Source organism: Sinobaca sp. H24 (genome assembly GCF_023845525.1).
The window spans coordinates 57,643-72,325 of sequence record NZ_JALBWT010000011.1; the positions used below are offsets into that span (position 1 = coordinate 57,643).

General features: G+C 45.8%; 16 protein-coding genes and 2 pseudogenes. 2 read left to right on the forward strand and 16 right to left on the reverse strand.

Annotated features, from left to right (window positions below):
• Positions 1–32: 32 nt before the first annotated feature.
• From ytpR to MMY81_RS15365, 4 genes are all read right to left on the reverse strand, one after another.
• Complete coding sequence (ytpR, locus tag MMY81_RS15350) at positions 33–665, reverse strand: YtpR family tRNA-binding protein (RefSeq protein ID WP_252313570.1); 633 nt, start codon at positions 663–665, stop codon at positions 33–35.
• Positions 666–734: 69 nt separating this feature from the next.
• Positions 735–1,535, reverse strand: a complete 801-nt coding sequence (locus MMY81_RS15355) for a DUF1444 family protein (RefSeq protein ID WP_252313571.1) — start codon at positions 1,533–1,535, stop codon at positions 735–737.
• A gap of 80 nt (positions 1,536–1,615) precedes the next feature.
• Entirely contained in the window at positions 1,616–1,942 is a 327-nt protein-coding gene (locus MMY81_RS15360; protein ID WP_120194359.1) for a thioredoxin family protein, read from the reverse strand.
• A gap of 19 nt (positions 1,943–1,961) precedes the next feature.
• A complete protein-coding gene (locus tag MMY81_RS15365) occupies positions 1,962–2,972 on the reverse strand; it encodes a PTS sugar transporter subunit IIC (RefSeq protein WP_252313572.1) in 1,011 nt (336 codons plus the stop codon).
• A gap of 129 nt (positions 2,973–3,101) precedes the next feature.
• On the opposite strand from MMY81_RS15365, the gene MMY81_RS15370 reads away from it, so the two are divergent.
• Positions 3,102–3,542 carry a YtoQ family protein gene (locus MMY81_RS15370; RefSeq protein ID WP_252313573.1) on the forward strand — a complete coding sequence of 147 codons (441 nt, stop codon included), beginning with the start codon at positions 3,102–3,104 and terminating at the stop codon, positions 3,540–3,542.
• Between the two features lie 131 nt (positions 3,543–3,673).
• Here the strand turns inward: MMY81_RS15370 and MMY81_RS15375 are convergent.
• The 3 genes from MMY81_RS15375 to MMY81_RS15385 all read right to left on the reverse strand — a co-directional run bounded on the left by MMY81_RS15375 (position 3,674) and on the right by MMY81_RS15385 (position 6,751).
• Positions 3,674–5,034 (reverse strand): IS1182 family transposase gene (locus MMY81_RS15375; protein WP_374562048.1). Its coding sequence is split into 2 segments (ribosomal slippage): positions 3,674–4,453 and positions 4,456–5,034, totalling 1,359 coding nucleotides; the frame shifts between segments, so codons are not numbered across the junction.
• Between the two features lie 130 nt (positions 5,035–5,164).
• Positions 5,165–5,677 (reverse strand): DUF84 family protein, encoded by a 513-nt coding sequence (locus MMY81_RS15380; RefSeq protein ID WP_252313575.1) that lies wholly within the window; start codon positions 5,675–5,677, stop codon positions 5,165–5,167.
• Positions 5,678–6,751 (reverse strand): M42 family metallopeptidase, encoded by a 1,074-nt coding sequence (locus MMY81_RS15385; protein ID WP_252313576.1) that lies wholly within the window; start codon positions 6,749–6,751, stop codon positions 5,678–5,680.
• A 149-nt stretch (positions 6,752–6,900) separates the two neighbouring features.
• On the opposite strand from MMY81_RS15385, the gene MMY81_RS15390 reads away from it, so the two are divergent.
• Positions 6,901–7,206 (forward strand): PepSY domain-containing protein, encoded by a 306-nt coding sequence (locus tag MMY81_RS15390; protein ID WP_120194363.1) that lies wholly within the window; start codon positions 6,901–6,903, stop codon positions 7,204–7,206.
• An 88-nt stretch (positions 7,207–7,294) separates the two neighbouring features.
• Here MMY81_RS15390 and MMY81_RS15395 read toward each other — a convergent pair whose 3' ends face one another.
• The 9 genes and pseudogenes from MMY81_RS15395 to MMY81_RS15435 all read right to left on the reverse strand — a co-directional run bounded on the left by MMY81_RS15395 (position 7,295) and on the right by MMY81_RS15435 (position 14,590).
• Complete coding sequence (locus MMY81_RS15395; RefSeq protein WP_252313577.1) at positions 7,295–9,211, reverse strand: PTS fructose transporter subunit IIABC; 1,917 nt, start codon at positions 9,209–9,211, stop codon at positions 7,295–7,297.
• Between the two features lie 29 nt (positions 9,212–9,240).
• Positions 9,241–10,158 (reverse strand): 1-phosphofructokinase, encoded by a 918-nt coding sequence (gene pfkB / locus MMY81_RS15400; protein ID WP_252313578.1) that lies wholly within the window; start codon positions 10,156–10,158, stop codon positions 9,241–9,243.
• Positions 10,155–10,910: a DeoR/GlpR family DNA-binding transcription regulator gene (locus MMY81_RS15405; RefSeq protein WP_252313579.1), complete on the reverse strand. Its 756-nt coding sequence runs from the start codon at positions 10,908–10,910 to the stop codon at positions 10,155–10,157. Before MMY81_RS15405 ends, pfkB begins: the two co-directional genes overlap by 4 nt.
• A 310-nt stretch (positions 10,911–11,220) precedes the next feature.
• The gene (locus tag MMY81_RS15410; protein WP_252313580.1) at positions 11,221–12,063 is read right to left on the reverse strand and encodes a YtnP family quorum-quenching lactonase; all 843 of its coding nucleotides are present in this window, start codon (positions 12,061–12,063) and stop codon (positions 11,221–11,223) included.
• 78 nt (positions 12,064–12,141) lie between these two features.
• Positions 12,142–12,781 (reverse strand): annotated as a pseudogene (trmB, locus tag MMY81_RS15415) (tRNA (guanosine(46)-N7)-methyltransferase TrmB).
• Positions 12,782–12,802: 21 nt separating this feature from the next.
• Positions 12,803–13,743 (reverse strand): annotated as a pseudogene (locus MMY81_RS35325) (carbohydrate kinase family protein).
• Positions 13,703–14,140, reverse strand: a complete 438-nt coding sequence (locus tag MMY81_RS15425) for a phosphotransferase family protein (protein WP_252313581.1) — start codon at positions 14,138–14,140, stop codon at positions 13,703–13,705. The pseudogene MMY81_RS35325 and the gene MMY81_RS15425 overlap by 41 nt, the downstream one beginning before the upstream one ends.
• A complete protein-coding gene (locus MMY81_RS15430; RefSeq protein WP_252313582.1) occupies positions 14,137–14,313 on the reverse strand; it encodes a hypothetical protein in 177 nt (58 codons plus the stop codon). Before MMY81_RS15430 ends, MMY81_RS15425 begins: the two co-directional genes overlap by 4 nt.
• Positions 14,294–14,590 carry a hypothetical protein gene (locus tag MMY81_RS15435; protein ID WP_252313583.1) on the reverse strand — a complete coding sequence of 99 codons (297 nt, stop codon included), beginning with the start codon at positions 14,588–14,590 and terminating at the stop codon, positions 14,294–14,296. Before MMY81_RS15435 ends, MMY81_RS15430 begins: the two co-directional genes overlap by 20 nt.
• Positions 14,591–14,683: the final 93 nt, after the last annotated feature.

Sequence of the window (14,683 nt, forward strand, 5' to 3'; positions counted from 1 at the left end):
AAATCCACTAGCCCCGCTAGTGGATTTATTCATTATTTTTCACTTTTTTTTGCGTGGTATTGGGATAAAAAGTCTTCTCCGGTCGTATATTCTTCATTTAGGATATAAATTCCCTCTTTTTGAAGGTGGGAAGGCAGGACAAGTTCTTTTGCAGAACAAATCATTCCGTTGGAAGCCACACCGCGGAGTTTTGATTTTTTTATTTTCATTCCAGTCGGCATATAGGCACCTGGAAGCGCAACGGGTACTTTCTGGCCTTCTTCTATATTGGAAGCTCCGCAGACAATCTGCGTAGTTCCGCTGCCGATATTAACCTGACATACGTTCAGCTTATCTGCATCCGGATGCTTTTCAATCTCCTCAAGATACCCTACTACAAAAGAAGGTTCAGCCGGCACTGCTACCGTTTCTTTCACTCCGTTTTCATCGAGTGCTTTCTGGATTAACGCCACCAGCGCTTCATCCACTGCGAGCATTCCCTCTCCGTGAACCGTTCCATAGGAAGAAGCTGAAAAGATTGTATAACCGGTCGTTTCCTTTGTTTGTTCGTGGTAAAGCCTCGCTACATTGCCGTGTACTTCTGTTTTTCTTTTTTCTTTCGCAATTTCTTTTAAAGAGACTAATAGTGTATCTCCAATACCCTGCTTGTTATAAAAAACGTTCATGATTATAAGCTCTCCTTTTTCTGCACATTCGTACCATATTGTACCACAGGTCTGCTGAAAAATGAGCCTTTAATTACGGTCCGGCTTCTTCTTTGCCAGTATAAACACAGGTTCTAGTTTACCATCAGCGTACGTGAAGGAAAGAGCGGTTACCGGAACTTTGCCATCGTGGAAAAAGCGGAAAACAATCTGGCCGAGCACATCAAAGCCCTGCTGGTTTTGAATATCGGCGAATATGAGGCTGTCCTGATGCGGAACAGCTACAGCAAGCTCTCCGGATGTTTTAGCATCCATTTCTTCAAGAAGCTTCTCGTTTAAGATCCGGCTTGCATCATACCCGTCTTTTGCATTAACGAAATAAAAAGTATTTCCCGCAACCGTTTCTGTTTTGTAGGATACATCAAGCGAGCGCAGATTAAACAGCGCCGCTTCTTTAATTGTCTGTTCCGACAAACCTTCCGCTGCCAGAGCATCTTTATCAAGCAGCGTATAGGCCTCTCCCATATCAAGAGCATAGTAAACCCTTGTTTCTGCCGTATGATCGGATGTTAACAATTTCTGTCCGCTGCCTTTTTCCGTTGGGAAGGAGGTGGAGCGGATAACCGGATAAATATAGGCTTCGCGTCCTTTAATCTTAATGTCTTTTTCCATTGCTTCCAATGAAACGGTAATAAAACGGACTGCATCCTCTACCGATTCCTCCGCCTTTTCCCCGTGTTTTGCCAGCCATTTATTCAGATCAAGCTCCACCCCTTTTTTAATCGTTGTATGATCTACCCGGAGTGTAGTGGTTTCTTCATCGTATGACATGACACGGTTTTTGCCGGCCAGCTCTTTTTCGAGTATTGATTTCAATTCATTAATTTCCATATTAACGGCCTCCTGACCTGGTTACATGCAAACGGCGCTTCACAGAACCTGCTGTAGATAGCGCCGTTTATCTTATTATTTTACGCCTTTTCTTTTAATGATTCATCAAGAAACTGCTTAATTTCTTCCGGTGTTTTTCTATCCCTGCTTACAAAACGATGGAGTTCACTGCCCTTTGAAAACGTTAGAAAACTTGGAATTCCCATAACACCCTGCTCCTGGCAGATCTCAATAAGCTCATCTCTGTCCAGATGATAAAAAGTAAAGGAAGAATACTCTTCTTCAATAGCAGGAAGCTCCGGTTCAATGACGCGGCAGTCCGGGCACCAGCCGGCAGAGAACATAATAACTGCGGCTTCTTCTTTGATCGCTTCATTCCATTCTTCTCTAGTGTGTATATTCTTCATATGGCTGACACTCCTTTTTTTATCCTTGATCTATTTTCATATCCCCTAGTTTAATCCAATTTCGTTTCCGCATCCACTCAGAGAGGCTGAGACTGATGACGGCCGGTCCTGCGATCTGCAGAAGAAAAATAAGACCGACAATCCCCCAGGTCCAGCCCATACTCTCAAGCGTCATAATAGGACCAACCAGACCACTTGTACCCATCCCTGCACCGGCTGCGTTGTTTTCCATTAAAAAAACCATCGTTGATAATGGAGCAAACACAGCCCCTGCCACTGTAGGCGGAATAAGTATTAAAGGGTTTTTAATAATATTGGGGACCTGCAGCATAGAGGTTCCGATTCCAAGAGCTGCCAGACCGCTTACTCCGTTTTCCCTATAGCTGCTTACGGCAAACCCTGCCATCTGGGCGGCACATCCTACGGTAGCCGCTCCGGCTGCTATTCCTTCCAGCCCGAGCATGATGGCTATAGCTGCGCTTGATATCGGCGCGGTGAGCGCCAGTCCCATGAGTACCGCAACGAGTATTCCCATTATAAACGGCTGCTGGGCTGTTGCCCACATAATCAACTCGCCGAAGGAAACAAGTGCGCTCTGCAGGACGGGTCCTACAAACGAAGCCACTGTAAATCCAGACGCAATAGTTACAAATGGCGTTACAATAATATCGAGCTTTGTTTCTTTAGAAACGAGCTTACCAAGCTCAATAGACAGCAGGGCGGCAATAAAGGCTCCAGCCGGGCCGCCAAGCTCTGCCCCGGCTGCTCCTGTCACTACCGCCGAAAATAAAACGAGCGGCGGTGCTTTCAAGCCATATGCTATGGCTGCTCCTATAGCAGGGCCCATCAGTCCCATGGCAAGAGTACCCATATCTATAAAAAAGGGCCAGTTCACCTGTTCACCAACTGTTTGAATAATTAAACCGATAATAAGGGAAGAAAATAAACCTAAAGCCATATAGCTGAGCGCCGTCACGCCGTATGTCTTTACAGATATATTTACACCCTTACGCAAAAAAAAGGACTTCATCTAAGAGCCTCCTGTCATTTACTTTTCTTCAACTTCTCTATTATAATAATCCATTCTCCGGATTACAAGCAGGTTTTATGTAAAGCGAAAAAGGCTATGAATAGGGAGAGACAGAAGGAGGGATCATTTATGCAGCTAAACGTATATCTAGCCGGCCAGATACATGACAACTGGAGAGAGGACTTTCGGGAGAAAGCAGAAGATAAAAACCTTCCGCTCACCTTTTCCAGACCAATGGAAAATCACGAGCGCTCTGATAATATTGGCGAAGAAATTTTAGGAAAACAGCCAAACTCTATCGCAAAAGATGAAGCAGCTTCGAGCTTTAATAATCTGCGGACACAGCTGTTAATGCAGAAAGCCGATGTCGTTGTTGCATTGTTTGGAGAACAGTATAAACAGTGGAACACTGCTATGGATGCAAGTGCCGCCTTGACCATGCAGAAACCGCTTATCATTATTCGGCCAAAAGAACTGCATCATCCTGTAAAAGAACTGGCAAATAAAGCAAATGCGGTGGTGGAAACACCAGAGCAGGCGCTCCAGGCTTTGGCTTATGTGTTTGATTAAGCAGCAAAGAACGCTTCTCCCATAGCGGAGAAGCGTTCTCAGGTTGTTGAGAAATGAAAGAAACAAGGTTGTTTTTTCCCGTGGATCGTTCGATCCACGTTTTTTTCACTTCTTTCGCAAAAAATCGTCCTCTAAGCCGACCGTTTGGCGAGATAGAGGGCGATTTTTTTCATGTTTTGACAGGCAGCGGTGAGATGGGCCTGCGCTTGGACAGACGGGTGCCCGCGATACCGCGTGTACCGAAAACCGTGGAGCTCTTTGGCATCGCCAAAGCTCCGTTCGATGGTCTGGCTGCGTAAATGGTACAAGGCTTTTCCTGTCTTCGTTCGTTTTCTTGCTCGCGCCCGGTCTTTCCCATCCTCCCATATAAGTCGGCTAATTAACCGGGAGGAAGCGGCAGGCGAAAAACAAGTCTCCCGCATCGGACAGCCCTGACAGTCCTGCGGGCGGGAACGATACTGACGATATCCTTCCCGATCGGTAAGGCGGTAGGTCAACATACAGCCCATCGGGCATACATAGGCTTTTTTGGACGCGATGTATCGAAACTTCCGTTTCGGCAGGTACCGGCGGCTTTTTCCGTAGCGACGGTATCCCATCACCGCATAAATTCCCTGCTCTTCGAGCTTTTTGCACAAATAGCCTGTAAAATAGCCGGCGTCGAGCGCCACCGCCTCTACCGGGAAATCAAACGTAGCCCGCTGCACCTCCAGTCGGTCCAGATACGGATCCGCATCGTGGACGTTACCGGGCGTGATATAGGTATCGGTAATGATATTATATTTGGCGTCCACCGTCCGGTGGTCGAGGTAGAAAAATCCCTGCGGTTTGCCATCTCGCATCATGAATCCACTATCCGGATCAGTCCGACTGATTCGGGTCATCGCTGGGTCGGCGGGCTTCCTCTCCTTCCGGGGTCCGAGCGCTTTTTTCCTTCTTTTTCCCGATCGGCTTGCACTTCGGCTTCCAGTTCTGCTAGATAGGCAGGAACTTTGGGGGATTTGGCTTTACGTAGAAATTTGTTTTTATTGGCATTCGCTTTGACATGGGTGGAGTCACTCACTAAAATCCGACCGTCCACCAATCCATGGCCCTCTGCTTGATGAACAATGGCATTAAAAATATCTTCAAATACGGTGGTATCCAGAAACCGGGTCTGACGGTTCCAGCTGATCGTGGAATGATCTGGAATGCGATCCGTCAGAGAAAGACCAAGAAACCAACGATAGGCGACGTTGGTCTGAAGCTCTTTTTCCAATTGCCGTTCCGAACGAATGCCATAAAAATAGCCGATAAACATCATTTTAAACAACGTGATCGGTGGAATGGAGGGCCGACCGATGGTCGGCGAATAATAGGCAGCCAGTTTTTCTTCAATAAACTGAAAATCAATCATCGTATCAATGGTGCGGAGAAAGTGATCAGCGGGCACCAGTTCTTCTACAGAAACAGTCACTTGATCGCGTCGATGGTTTTTGGCTTTGCCAAGCATCTTAGGATCGCCCCTTTTCTTTTCAGTATACGACCATTCCAGCTGCTTGCCCACAAAAAAACTGCCGAGAAAGAAAACTTTCTCGACAGCCTGAGAACGCTTCTCCCATAGCGGAGAAGCGTTCTTTTTCTTACTTATGGCTGAAATACTGTCTCTGCCCTTCCAGCAGCTGAACAATGTGGGAAAACATGGACGTTCTCGAGATCATCCCGTTGGTAAACACGCCGACAGCTCCTTCTTGATGACTGACTCCGCTCCGGGAAGTATAATCATCCATAATGTCTTTAAGTTCTTTTCCTTCCCGAAGGGGGACGAGAAATCCATCAGGCAGAGCCAGTCTCGCTCCGGAAGCTGTATATACCCGGCTTTCATCAGCGAGAGCGCCCCAGCTGCATAAATACAATGTGCCGTCGACCAGCATAATGCCGCCCTCCAGGCCAATTCCCCAATTCCCTACATCTGAGCAGGCCCGGGCCCGTTCTATCGCTCCTTGCCTTGTTTCCTGATCGCTCATCGGCTGCCCGCTGATTGTTACCTCCACGGGTTTTCCTATTATATGAAAAGCTTCGGAATACACAGAACGAACGGCATTGATTTTTGTTTCGTTTAAAGACCCGACTGTAATTAATGGAGACGTGTTCAATTATACCTGGCTCCTAATGCTGTCCAGGGTTGACTGATCGGTATTCTGAACCAGTTTCACGATCAGTTCCTTAGCTGCTGCATAATCGTCTACGTGCATAATCGAGGCTGCCGTATGAATATAACGAGAGCAGATACCAATGACTGCTGAAGGCACTCCTTCATTTGATGTATGCACCCGTCCTGCATCTGTTCCTCCCTGCGACATAAAAAACTGGTAGGGAATGTTATTTGATTCTGCGGTATCCAAAACAAAATCACGCATGCCTCGGTGTGTAATCATCGTCCGATCAAATAAACGCAGGAGGGCTCCTTTTCCAAGATGTCCAAATGCATCTTTTCCACCGGTCGCATCGTTGGCCGGACTTGCATCCAAAGCATAAAACACATCCGGCTTGATCATCTGCGAAGCGGTGGCCGCTCCGCGCAGCCCTGCTTCTTCCTGTACCGTAGCTCCGGAATACAGCCGGTTAGGCAGTTCAGCATGCTGCAGTTCTTTCAAAAGCTCAATAGACAAGCCTGCTCCGTAGCGGTTGTCCCATGCTTTGGCCATAATTTTCTTTGGATTAGCCATAGGCGTGAATGGGCAGATCGGCAGAATCGGCTGGCCGGGACGGATCCCGATTTGGGCGGCGTCTTCTTTATCATCTGCGCCAATATCTATGTACATACTTTTCAAAGGCATTGGCTTGGAACGCTGCGACTCCTCGAGCAGGTGAGGCGGTGTCGAACCAATAACCCCGGTGACAGGCCCGTTATCTGTTATAATCTGCACCCGCTGTGCCAAAAGCACCTGGCTCCACCAGCCGCCCAGCGTCTGAAAATTAATCATTCCTTTGTCATTTATGGATTTCACCATGAAGCCTACTTCGTCCATGTGTCCGGCTACCATCACTTTAGGACCGTCTGGATTTCCTGTTTTTACGCCGAAAACGCTCCCCAGATTATCCTGAATAACTTCCTCGCTGTATTTAGCAAGCTCGGTTCTCATATAGTCTCTCACCTGATGTTCAAATCCCGGCGCTCCAGGGAGTTCCGTAAGTATTTTAAACATATCCATAGTTTCCTGATTCATGTTGTACTCCTTTCGTGACTCAAACGATTTGGTTTTATTTTACCGAAGGTTTAACTTTTTATCTACCTTGGGAATATATAGACATTGGAAAAAATCATTCCATACGATATAATAAGTGGAAACGAGAAATGGAAAGGCAGGTTTGAATAATGAAAACAAGCGATATTCTAGTTGGGGTCGGCGTTGGAATTGTAGCCGGCTATGCTCTAAGTGAATGCACTGCAAAGGACCAAATCTCGCCCGAAAAAGCCTTGAAAAAGGTTAAGGAAAACGTGAAGGATCACATTTCCATTAACGGCTCCTGGATTCATATGACTCCGGAGAACTACAAAAAAGACCAGCTGGAATACCGGGTTTACCGTGGCGGCCTTTCCAGCACCAAAGAAGGCAGAACAAGCCAGATGGACTTTATTGTGGATGCCAAAACAGGCACCATTCTTGAGCTTTCTTCTTAAAACAGATGTATCCTCCCTGTACGGTTTTTGTGCAGTGGAGGATTTTTTCATACAAAAAAAGAGCTCCCATTCGGGAACTCTTTCTTTTTTATGCGCGGATAGGTTTTTTGAGAATCGCTAGCAGAAGCATAGTGACAACAGAGCCGATCAGGATCGATAATGCATACAGCCATGGGCCGCCGCCCTGCACAGCGTTCAGGAAGAATACGATAAATCCGCCGTGGGGAGCCAGAAGTTCTGAATTAAAGAACATTGCCAGGCCGCCCGCTGTAGCCGAGCCAATTACTGCGGCCGGAATAACCCGGGCCGGGTCTGCTGCAGCGAATGGAATAGCTCCTTCTGTGATAAAGAAGCCGCCCATTAGATAGTTGGAAACACCAGCATCTCTCTGCTCTTTTGTGAAACGGTTTTTAAAGAATGTAGTAGCAAGCGCGATTCCGATTGGCGGAACCATACCGCCGGCCATTACGGCTGCGTGCGGTGCGAAGTTGCCTGCTGTGATCATGGCGATACCAAATGTAAAGGCTGCTTTGTTAATTGGACCACCCATATCGACTGCCATCATACCGCCTAACAGAATACCAAGCAGAATGATATTTCCTGTACCAAGTCCTCCGAGCCAGTCCTGAAGGAAAATATTCAGGGTAGCTACCGGCGGGATAATAATAAAGTACATAATTAAACCGGTAATCATAATGTTTAAAACCGGGTAGAACAAAATCGTTTTGATTCCGTCGAAGATTCTTGGAAGTCCTGCGAGAGCTTTTTTAATACCAAGTGCCATATAACCTGCAAGGAAACCAGCAATTAGTCCTCCAAGAAAGCCAGCTGTAACCGGATCTTCCCCGACTCCTTGCGTGGCCATTAAACCGGCTATCATACCAGGCGCAAAACCTGGACGATCGGCAATGCTCATTGCGATAAATCCGGCCAGTACGGCAATAAAGAGTCCAAAGGCAAACTGTCCGCCGATGGCGTTAAGAGCTACAGCGAAAGTGTTTTCCGGCTCGATGCCCCATAAGAAGGAAATGGCGATTAATATACCACCACCGACAACAAATGGAAGCATATTCGATACACCGTTCATTAAATGGCGGTAAATTGTGTTAATCACGCCCCGTTTTTCGCCGGTATTCTCTGATTTAGTATCCGATCCGGACGCTCTGTGAATGGAAGCGTCTTTTTGTTTCGCGCGGTTGAGCAGCTGTTCCGGCTTACGGATACCGTCTGCTACCGGTACGGAAATAACAGGCTTCCCATCAAAGCGGTCCATTTCTACTTTTGTATCAGCTGCGACGATAATCGCATCGGCATTGGCTATATCTTCATCGGTCAGACGGTTTTTCACGCCGTCCGAACCATTCGTTTCCACTTTCAGACGCATGTCCATTTCTTTGGCTTTCGCTTTCAGGGAGTCAGCTGCCATGTACGTATGGGCAATACCTGTAGGGCAGGCAGTTACCGCAAGATATGTCGGTGTGCCGGCATCTGCCGCACCTCCAGCAGGTGAAGCCTGGGCTGTCTGCTCTGCTTCATCTTCTCCAAGCTTTTCTTTTTCTTTCTGATCTACCGCTTCCAGAATTTCTTCTTCGCTGGAGGCCTGAAGCAGCGTTTCGCGGAAGCCTTCATCCATTAACAGGGTGGAAAGCCTGGAAAGTGTCTGCAGATGGCTTTCATTTGCGCCTTCACTGGCAGCAATCATAAATACTAAATGCGCCGGCTGGCCGTCTAGTGATTCATAATCTGTTCCGCCTTTTGAGCGCCCAAAAGCGATGGAAGGTGTCTGCACCGCACTTGTCTTCGCGTGCGGTATAGCAATTCCTTCACCGATTCCGGTCGTGCTTTCATTTTCTCTCGTCAAAATAGCTTCACGGTAACGATCCTTATCGCTCAGACGCCCTGCATCATCAAGCTTTTGCACTAACTCGTCAATGACGCCGTTTTTTTCCGTAGACCGCAGATCAAGAATAATCGTGTCTTTCTTTAACAGTTCTGTAATTTTCATAACCATTCACCCCTCCAAATTACTATATGTTATAACCTTGTACACTCCATCTGCCCCAGCAGCTCTTCCACCTGTTCTTTTGTGCAGAACGTTTCTGAAAACGCAGTAGCACTTCCAGTTGCCACCGCAAAGGAAATAATATCTTCCGGCGTACTCTGCTGCTTCTGGTGTTCATAAATAAATCCAGCTACAAGAGAATCGCCGGCACCTACTGAATTAAGCGGTTTTCTCGAAGGCACCTTTGCGACCATCCGGCCGCCATCATGTAAATACAGTGCGCCTTCTCCCGCCATCGAAATAACGACATGGCTTACGCCGAAATCTTCCCGAAGCCTGCTGCCGTAATGCACAGCCTGCTCCATCGTTTCTACTTCCGCGTTATACAGCTCCGCCAGTTCATGATGGTTCGGCTTCACAAAATCAGGTCCTGCTTTTAATGCTTCTTTCAGGGCTTCTCCGCTCGTATCCAGGTAACAGGTAATATTTTTTTCTTTTAACAGGCGGATCATTTCTTTATAAATCGTTTTCGGCAGGCTCGCAGGAACGCTTCCCGCGAGAACGACACTGTCTTCGGAGGTTAATCCGGAGAGCTGGTCTTCAAGTTCCTTTATATTTTCTGCTGAAATCTCCGGCGAAGCACCGTTGATTTCAGATTCTGTATCCCCGCTGATTTTAATATTAATCCGGGTATCACCCTCTACTTGAATAAAAGAGGAGGTAATACTTTCTTTTGACAAAGTGCTCTCAATGTATCCGCCGGTGAATCCACCGACAAAACCAAGCGCTCTGCTCTCGGCTCCCATTCTCTGAAGCACCCTGGATACGTTAATCCCCTTGCCGCCAGGATATTTCCATTCACGGCTCGTCCGGTTTACGCTTCCTTCTTTAAAATGAGGAACTTCGATGACATAATCAACTGCTGGATTAAGCGTTACGGTATAAATCATATCTCCACTACCTTTACTCTGGTTTCCTGCTGAATTTTTCTGAGCTGATCTTTATTGGCATAGCTGCTGGTGACAATCTGGGCGTCTGAGAGTTTTCCTACGTTTGCAAAAGAGACATCGTAAATTTTTGAATGGTCAGCAATGATCACGGCTCTCGTCGAATAAGAGATGGCTGTATGTTTGACAAGGGCTTCATCGGGATCCGGTGTGGAATATCCATAGTAAGGATGAATGCCGTTAATACCGACAAAAGCTGTATCAAAGCGGAATTCCTTAAGCGTGGAAGCTGCCTTTTCTCCTGCCAGGGCTGCCGTGCCCGGCTTGGCACGGCCACCGGTCACATACGTTGGAATGTTATGCTGTAAAAGCAGCGGTACATGGGTGATCCCGTTTGTTACAACCGTTACCTGTTTGTCTTCTAAAAAAGGAATGAGTGCAAGTGTTGTTGTGCCGGCATCCAGAAATATACTTTCTTTTTCTTTCACCATGGAAGCTGCCCATTCGGCAATTTTATATTTTTCCGGCTGGTTTGCAGCTTCTTTTTCTGCAATAGTAGGCTCATATATTTTCTGACGGGATAAAGAAGCGCCGCCGTGAACCCGCTTAATGAAATTATCCGATTCAAGATCATTTAAATCTCTTCTTATCGTGGACTCGGATGCCCCGGTTTTATCAACGAGATCCTGAATCGACACGACTTCTTTGAGTTTTAATTCCTGAATGATGGCTTCTTTCCTTTGAGCATGCAGCAACTTCTCTCCCCCTCTTGTATGCAATTTTCAAAAAGTAAGCGTTTACTTTTTAATCCTCTGCATGAATTAATGATCTCTTAAAAAGATAATAACATCACTTTCATTCAAAATCAATCAAAATAAATCATAAATAGGCAATTATTTTTTAATATCATTCATTTTCCTTCAAAATTGGTCATTAAATCACAAAAAAAACAGCCATTTGGCTGTTTTAGCGGGTTAATAGAATATTTTATTCATACAATCGTGATGGTAGGTTATTGCTAGCCTAAAATAATATAAATAAAAGCGTAGAAAATACAGCAGGGCTTTAATTGCTCTTTTCTATTGTTTGTTTTGGCTGGCCGCTGCTGTCGTATTGAATTGCCCGGTACTTATAGTCGTGATAAAAAGTAAACCATGCTTCGTTATTGTAGCCTATATCCATATATTTTTGTTTGACGGCAATGGAATCCATAGGATAGTCATCATAAGCCATGACCCACAGTACATTCTGGTGGGCATGGGTGCCCATATTATCGGCCATATGAATCAGCATATTATCTTCCTGTTCAATCGTAAGCAGACTGATTCCTGCACTGTGTCCCCCTGTCCATTGCAGTTTCAGGCCGGGCAGAAGTTCCAGTTCCGTATCAAAAAGTTTTACCTGATGCTCAATTGGCTTCCAGTTTTGTTTCCAATACGTACTTTTGGAACGGATATTGGGATTTGTAAGCTCCTCCCACTCTTTTCGTGAAATATGAACTGATGCTTCAGCAAAAACCGGAACTTCCTGTTCGTTCTCCCATTTCACCAGCCCTGCGCAGTGGTCAAAATGCATATGGGTCATTAATACGTCATCAATGTCCTCCGGCTGCAGCCCGAGTGATTTTAGATCTTCTTCTACAAAGGATTCTTCTGTAATACCTAGATTTTTCATTTGTTTTTCATTAAATCTGCTGTTTCCCAGTCCAGCTTCCAGCAGAATATTCTTTCCATGTCCTTGAATTAAAATAGGATCTGACCTTAATTCAATCTGGTTGTTTTCATTAACGGGATATTTCTTTGACCATAATGCTTTCGGAACAACTCCGAACATAGCCCCGCCATCCAGATGGGTTACGCCTCCACGAAGCCATCTCAGTGTGTAATCCCCAATACGAAGTGTGTCCATGCGGAAGTCTCCTTTCTATTTATGTAATCGCTAACATTATTTAGTATATCATTAAAGAGAGGCCGGAGCCCCTCTTATCTATTGAAAACGGGCGCGCAGCATGTAAATCGGCTGTCCCTTTTCGGCAAATTTGGCTTCATATTCTGTCATAATTTTCCTTCTGCTTCTTCACTTTGATGCAGATCCAGTCTCACCGTCTCAAATTTCATGCCAAATTGGCTCATGCTTTCCAGCGAATACTCAAACAGCCCCTGATTATCCGTTTTAAACTGAATCATACCGTCCGGTTTGAGAACTTTCTTATATAGTTCTAAAAACAATGAATAAGTTAGCCTTCGTTTCTCATGTCTTTTTTTAGGCCATGGATCCGTGAAATTAATATACAGCTGATCTACTTCGTTTTCCGCAAACATCTGATCCAGAAAAAAAACATCGCCGTTGATAAAGCATAAATTATCCGGTTCTTCCTCAACTGCACGCTGCACACCGGTTACAAGCACACTGTCGTAAACCTCAACGCCGATGTAGGAGATATCGGGGTTTGCCAGGCTCATATCATTTAGAAACTTACCCTTTCCGGTCCCTACTTCCACATGAATCGGCCGCTCGTTTCCAAATTCTTTTTTCCATTGGCCTGCAGGCGCATCTTCGCCGAGCTTTACATATTTTTATTTTCGTTAATATAGTCCGAAGCCCATGGCTTATAACGTAATCTCATAGCATAATACTCCTTGTTTATTTATTTTAGTCTGTTGACGTCTTCTCTCAAAGGGAGAGCGGCCATAGCCCCTTTCACAGAAGCGGCCAGTCCTCCCGACACACTTGCTGCACGGGCAATATCCATCCATTCTTCCTTTGAAAGATGTTGGATTGGCTGTCCTTTTTCAATGATGGCACTCAGCAGGCCGGAAACATAGGCATCTCCCGCCCCCGTAGTGTCTACCGCATCTACCTTTTCGACAGGAACGTCCCACTTTTCTTTTCCCACGATAAGGGTACTGCCCAGCTCCCCTTTCGTAATAATAAGAACGGGAATATTATATTTCTGCATCTGTTGAAGCGCACTGTCCTCATCTGCTTCACCACTGATAAGCTCCAGCTCTTCTTCTGATACTTTAACAATATCTGCTTTTGGAAGCATCTCCTTAATCTGTTCAACAGCTTCTTCTATCGACGGCCACAGGGCCGGACGGAGTTGGGATCAAAAGAAAGAAGCATCTGCTTTTCCCTGGCAGTATTTACTGCTTTATAGGTGGCACGGCGGGTGCTTTCTCCTATTAATGAGATAGAACCGTAATGCAGGACAGAAGCTTTTTCAAATAGATCTTCTTTAATGTCTGCTTCTTCGAGCAGTTGATCTGCAGCCGGATTAATGTAAAAATCAAAAGCTCGTTCTCCATTACTGCTGTTGGTTACAAACACGACGCCTGTTTTTGTTTCTGTTGTAAAAGAGATCATCTCTGTTTTAACACCAAAGCCTTGAAGCGTATCAAATAAAAACCTTCCCATTACGTCCTCTCCAAGCTTGCCGGCAAAATAGGAATCGATCCCCATTTTTGCCAGGCCGACTGCTACATTGGCCGGAGCCCCGCCAGGGCTTTTAATAAACTGGGAGTTGGAACTGTCTGTTGGAATAAAATCAATTAAAGCTTCGCCTAAACAAATCACACCTGGTTTCATTGTAGTTCCTCCTTATGTATGATTCTGGAAAATATGCCTCTCTGAGAGCCAGAGAGGCATAGGTATCATTATTGTTCCCGCTTTTTTCTGCGGTAGTTTTAAAAGAAGCTGTTTGTAAATAAGTGATCCATTGGGAAGCCGTCAGCAGGTCATTTTTGCGCTGATGCTCCAGCGCCTGCTGCAAAGCATGGGACACAACGTACCAGTTCATCTTTGTTTTAAGGGTTTCTGTTAACGATAGTCCGTAATGATCAAGCCATGCTGTCCATTCTTTTTCCGGAATATATTCATGAAGAAGCAGGCCGATATCATAGGCCGGATCTCTGACAGAAGCACTGTCCCAGTCGATAAGATATAGATCTCCCCGGCTGTTTACGATCCAGTTATTATGATTCATGTCTCCATGGCAGACGACCTTTTAGCCGGCGATACGTACTGAAGTTCTTCTTTTAAATAACAGATGGCATCCGCCATAGCCGGATGTTTTTCCTCGAGATTATGATAGCAGTTCTCTAATTCTTCGACGATAAGCTCCGGTGTTCTCGGCTTATTACCGATACGCTGAAACATATCCAGCAGCTCTGCGAAGAATGGATTTTGAAAGAAGCTCTGCCACCTGCCGCTCGCCCATATCTTTCGCGCGCAGTTCCCTGCTGTTGACCCACTTTTGTGCTGTAATCACGTCCCCATTTTCCAGGCGCTTTGTCCACAGAAGTTTTGGAACGATCCCTTCTGCAGAAAGAACAGCTAAAAAGGAGAGGAATTTCTTTTCAGAAAAATTTTCCGTTCCCCCATCCAGGCAATGTAGGCTTCCCCGCTTGATCCTCCTGCCGGCTTTACGTTCCATCCGTCTCCTAATTGAAATTCCAATATATTCACTCTCGTTTTGTTTGTGTCATCTGAGTTTTCATAATGGAATCCTTTATTATTTATTCGCCTG

Excerpts from the sequence above, each read along its gene's own strand:
- MMY81_RS15425 (WP_252313581.1), bottom strand. The coding sequence starts at position 14,140 with ATGAATCATAATAACTGGATCGTAAACAGCCGGGGAGATCTATATCTT.
- MMY81_RS15390 (WP_120194363.1), top strand. The coding sequence starts at position 6,901 with ATGAAAACAAGCGATATTCTAGTTGGGGTCGGCGTTGGAATTGTAGCC.
- ytpR (WP_252313570.1), bottom strand. The coding sequence starts at position 665 with ATGAACGTTTTTTATAACAAGCAGGGTATTGGAGATACACTATTAGTC.
- MMY81_RS15385 (WP_252313576.1), bottom strand. The coding sequence starts at position 6,751 with ATGAATCAGGAAACTATGGATATGTTTAAAATACTTACGGAACTCCCT.
- MMY81_RS15365 (WP_252313572.1), bottom strand. The coding sequence starts at position 2,972 with ATGAAGTCCTTTTTTTTGCGTAAGGGTGTAAATATATCTGTAAAGACA.
- pfkB (WP_252313578.1), bottom strand. The coding sequence starts at position 10,158 with ATGATTTATACCGTAACGCTTAATCCAGCAGTTGATTATGTCATCGAA.
- MMY81_RS15355 (WP_252313571.1), bottom strand. The coding sequence starts at position 1,535 with ATGGAAATTAATGAATTGAAATCAATACTCGAAAAAGAGCTGGCCGGC.
- MMY81_RS15430 (WP_252313582.1), bottom strand. The coding sequence starts at position 14,313 with ATGTTTCAGCGTATCGGTAATAAGCCGAGAACACCGGAGCTTATCGTC.
- MMY81_RS15370 (WP_252313573.1), top strand. The coding sequence starts at position 3,102 with ATGCAGCTAAACGTATATCTAGCCGGCCAGATACATGACAACTGGAGA.
- MMY81_RS15395 (WP_252313577.1), bottom strand. The coding sequence starts at position 9,211 with ATGAAAATTACAGAACTGTTAAAGAAAGACACGATTATTCTTGATCTG.
- MMY81_RS15410 (WP_252313580.1), bottom strand. The coding sequence starts at position 12,063 with ATGGACACACTTCGTATTGGGGATTACACACTGAGATGGCTTCGTGGA.
- MMY81_RS15435 (WP_252313583.1), bottom strand. The coding sequence starts at position 14,590 with ATGGAACGTAAAGCCGGCAGGAGGATCAAGCGGGGAAGCCTACATTGC.
- MMY81_RS15360 (WP_120194359.1), bottom strand. The coding sequence starts at position 1,942 with ATGAAGAATATACACACTAGAGAAGAATGGAATGAAGCGATCAAAGAA.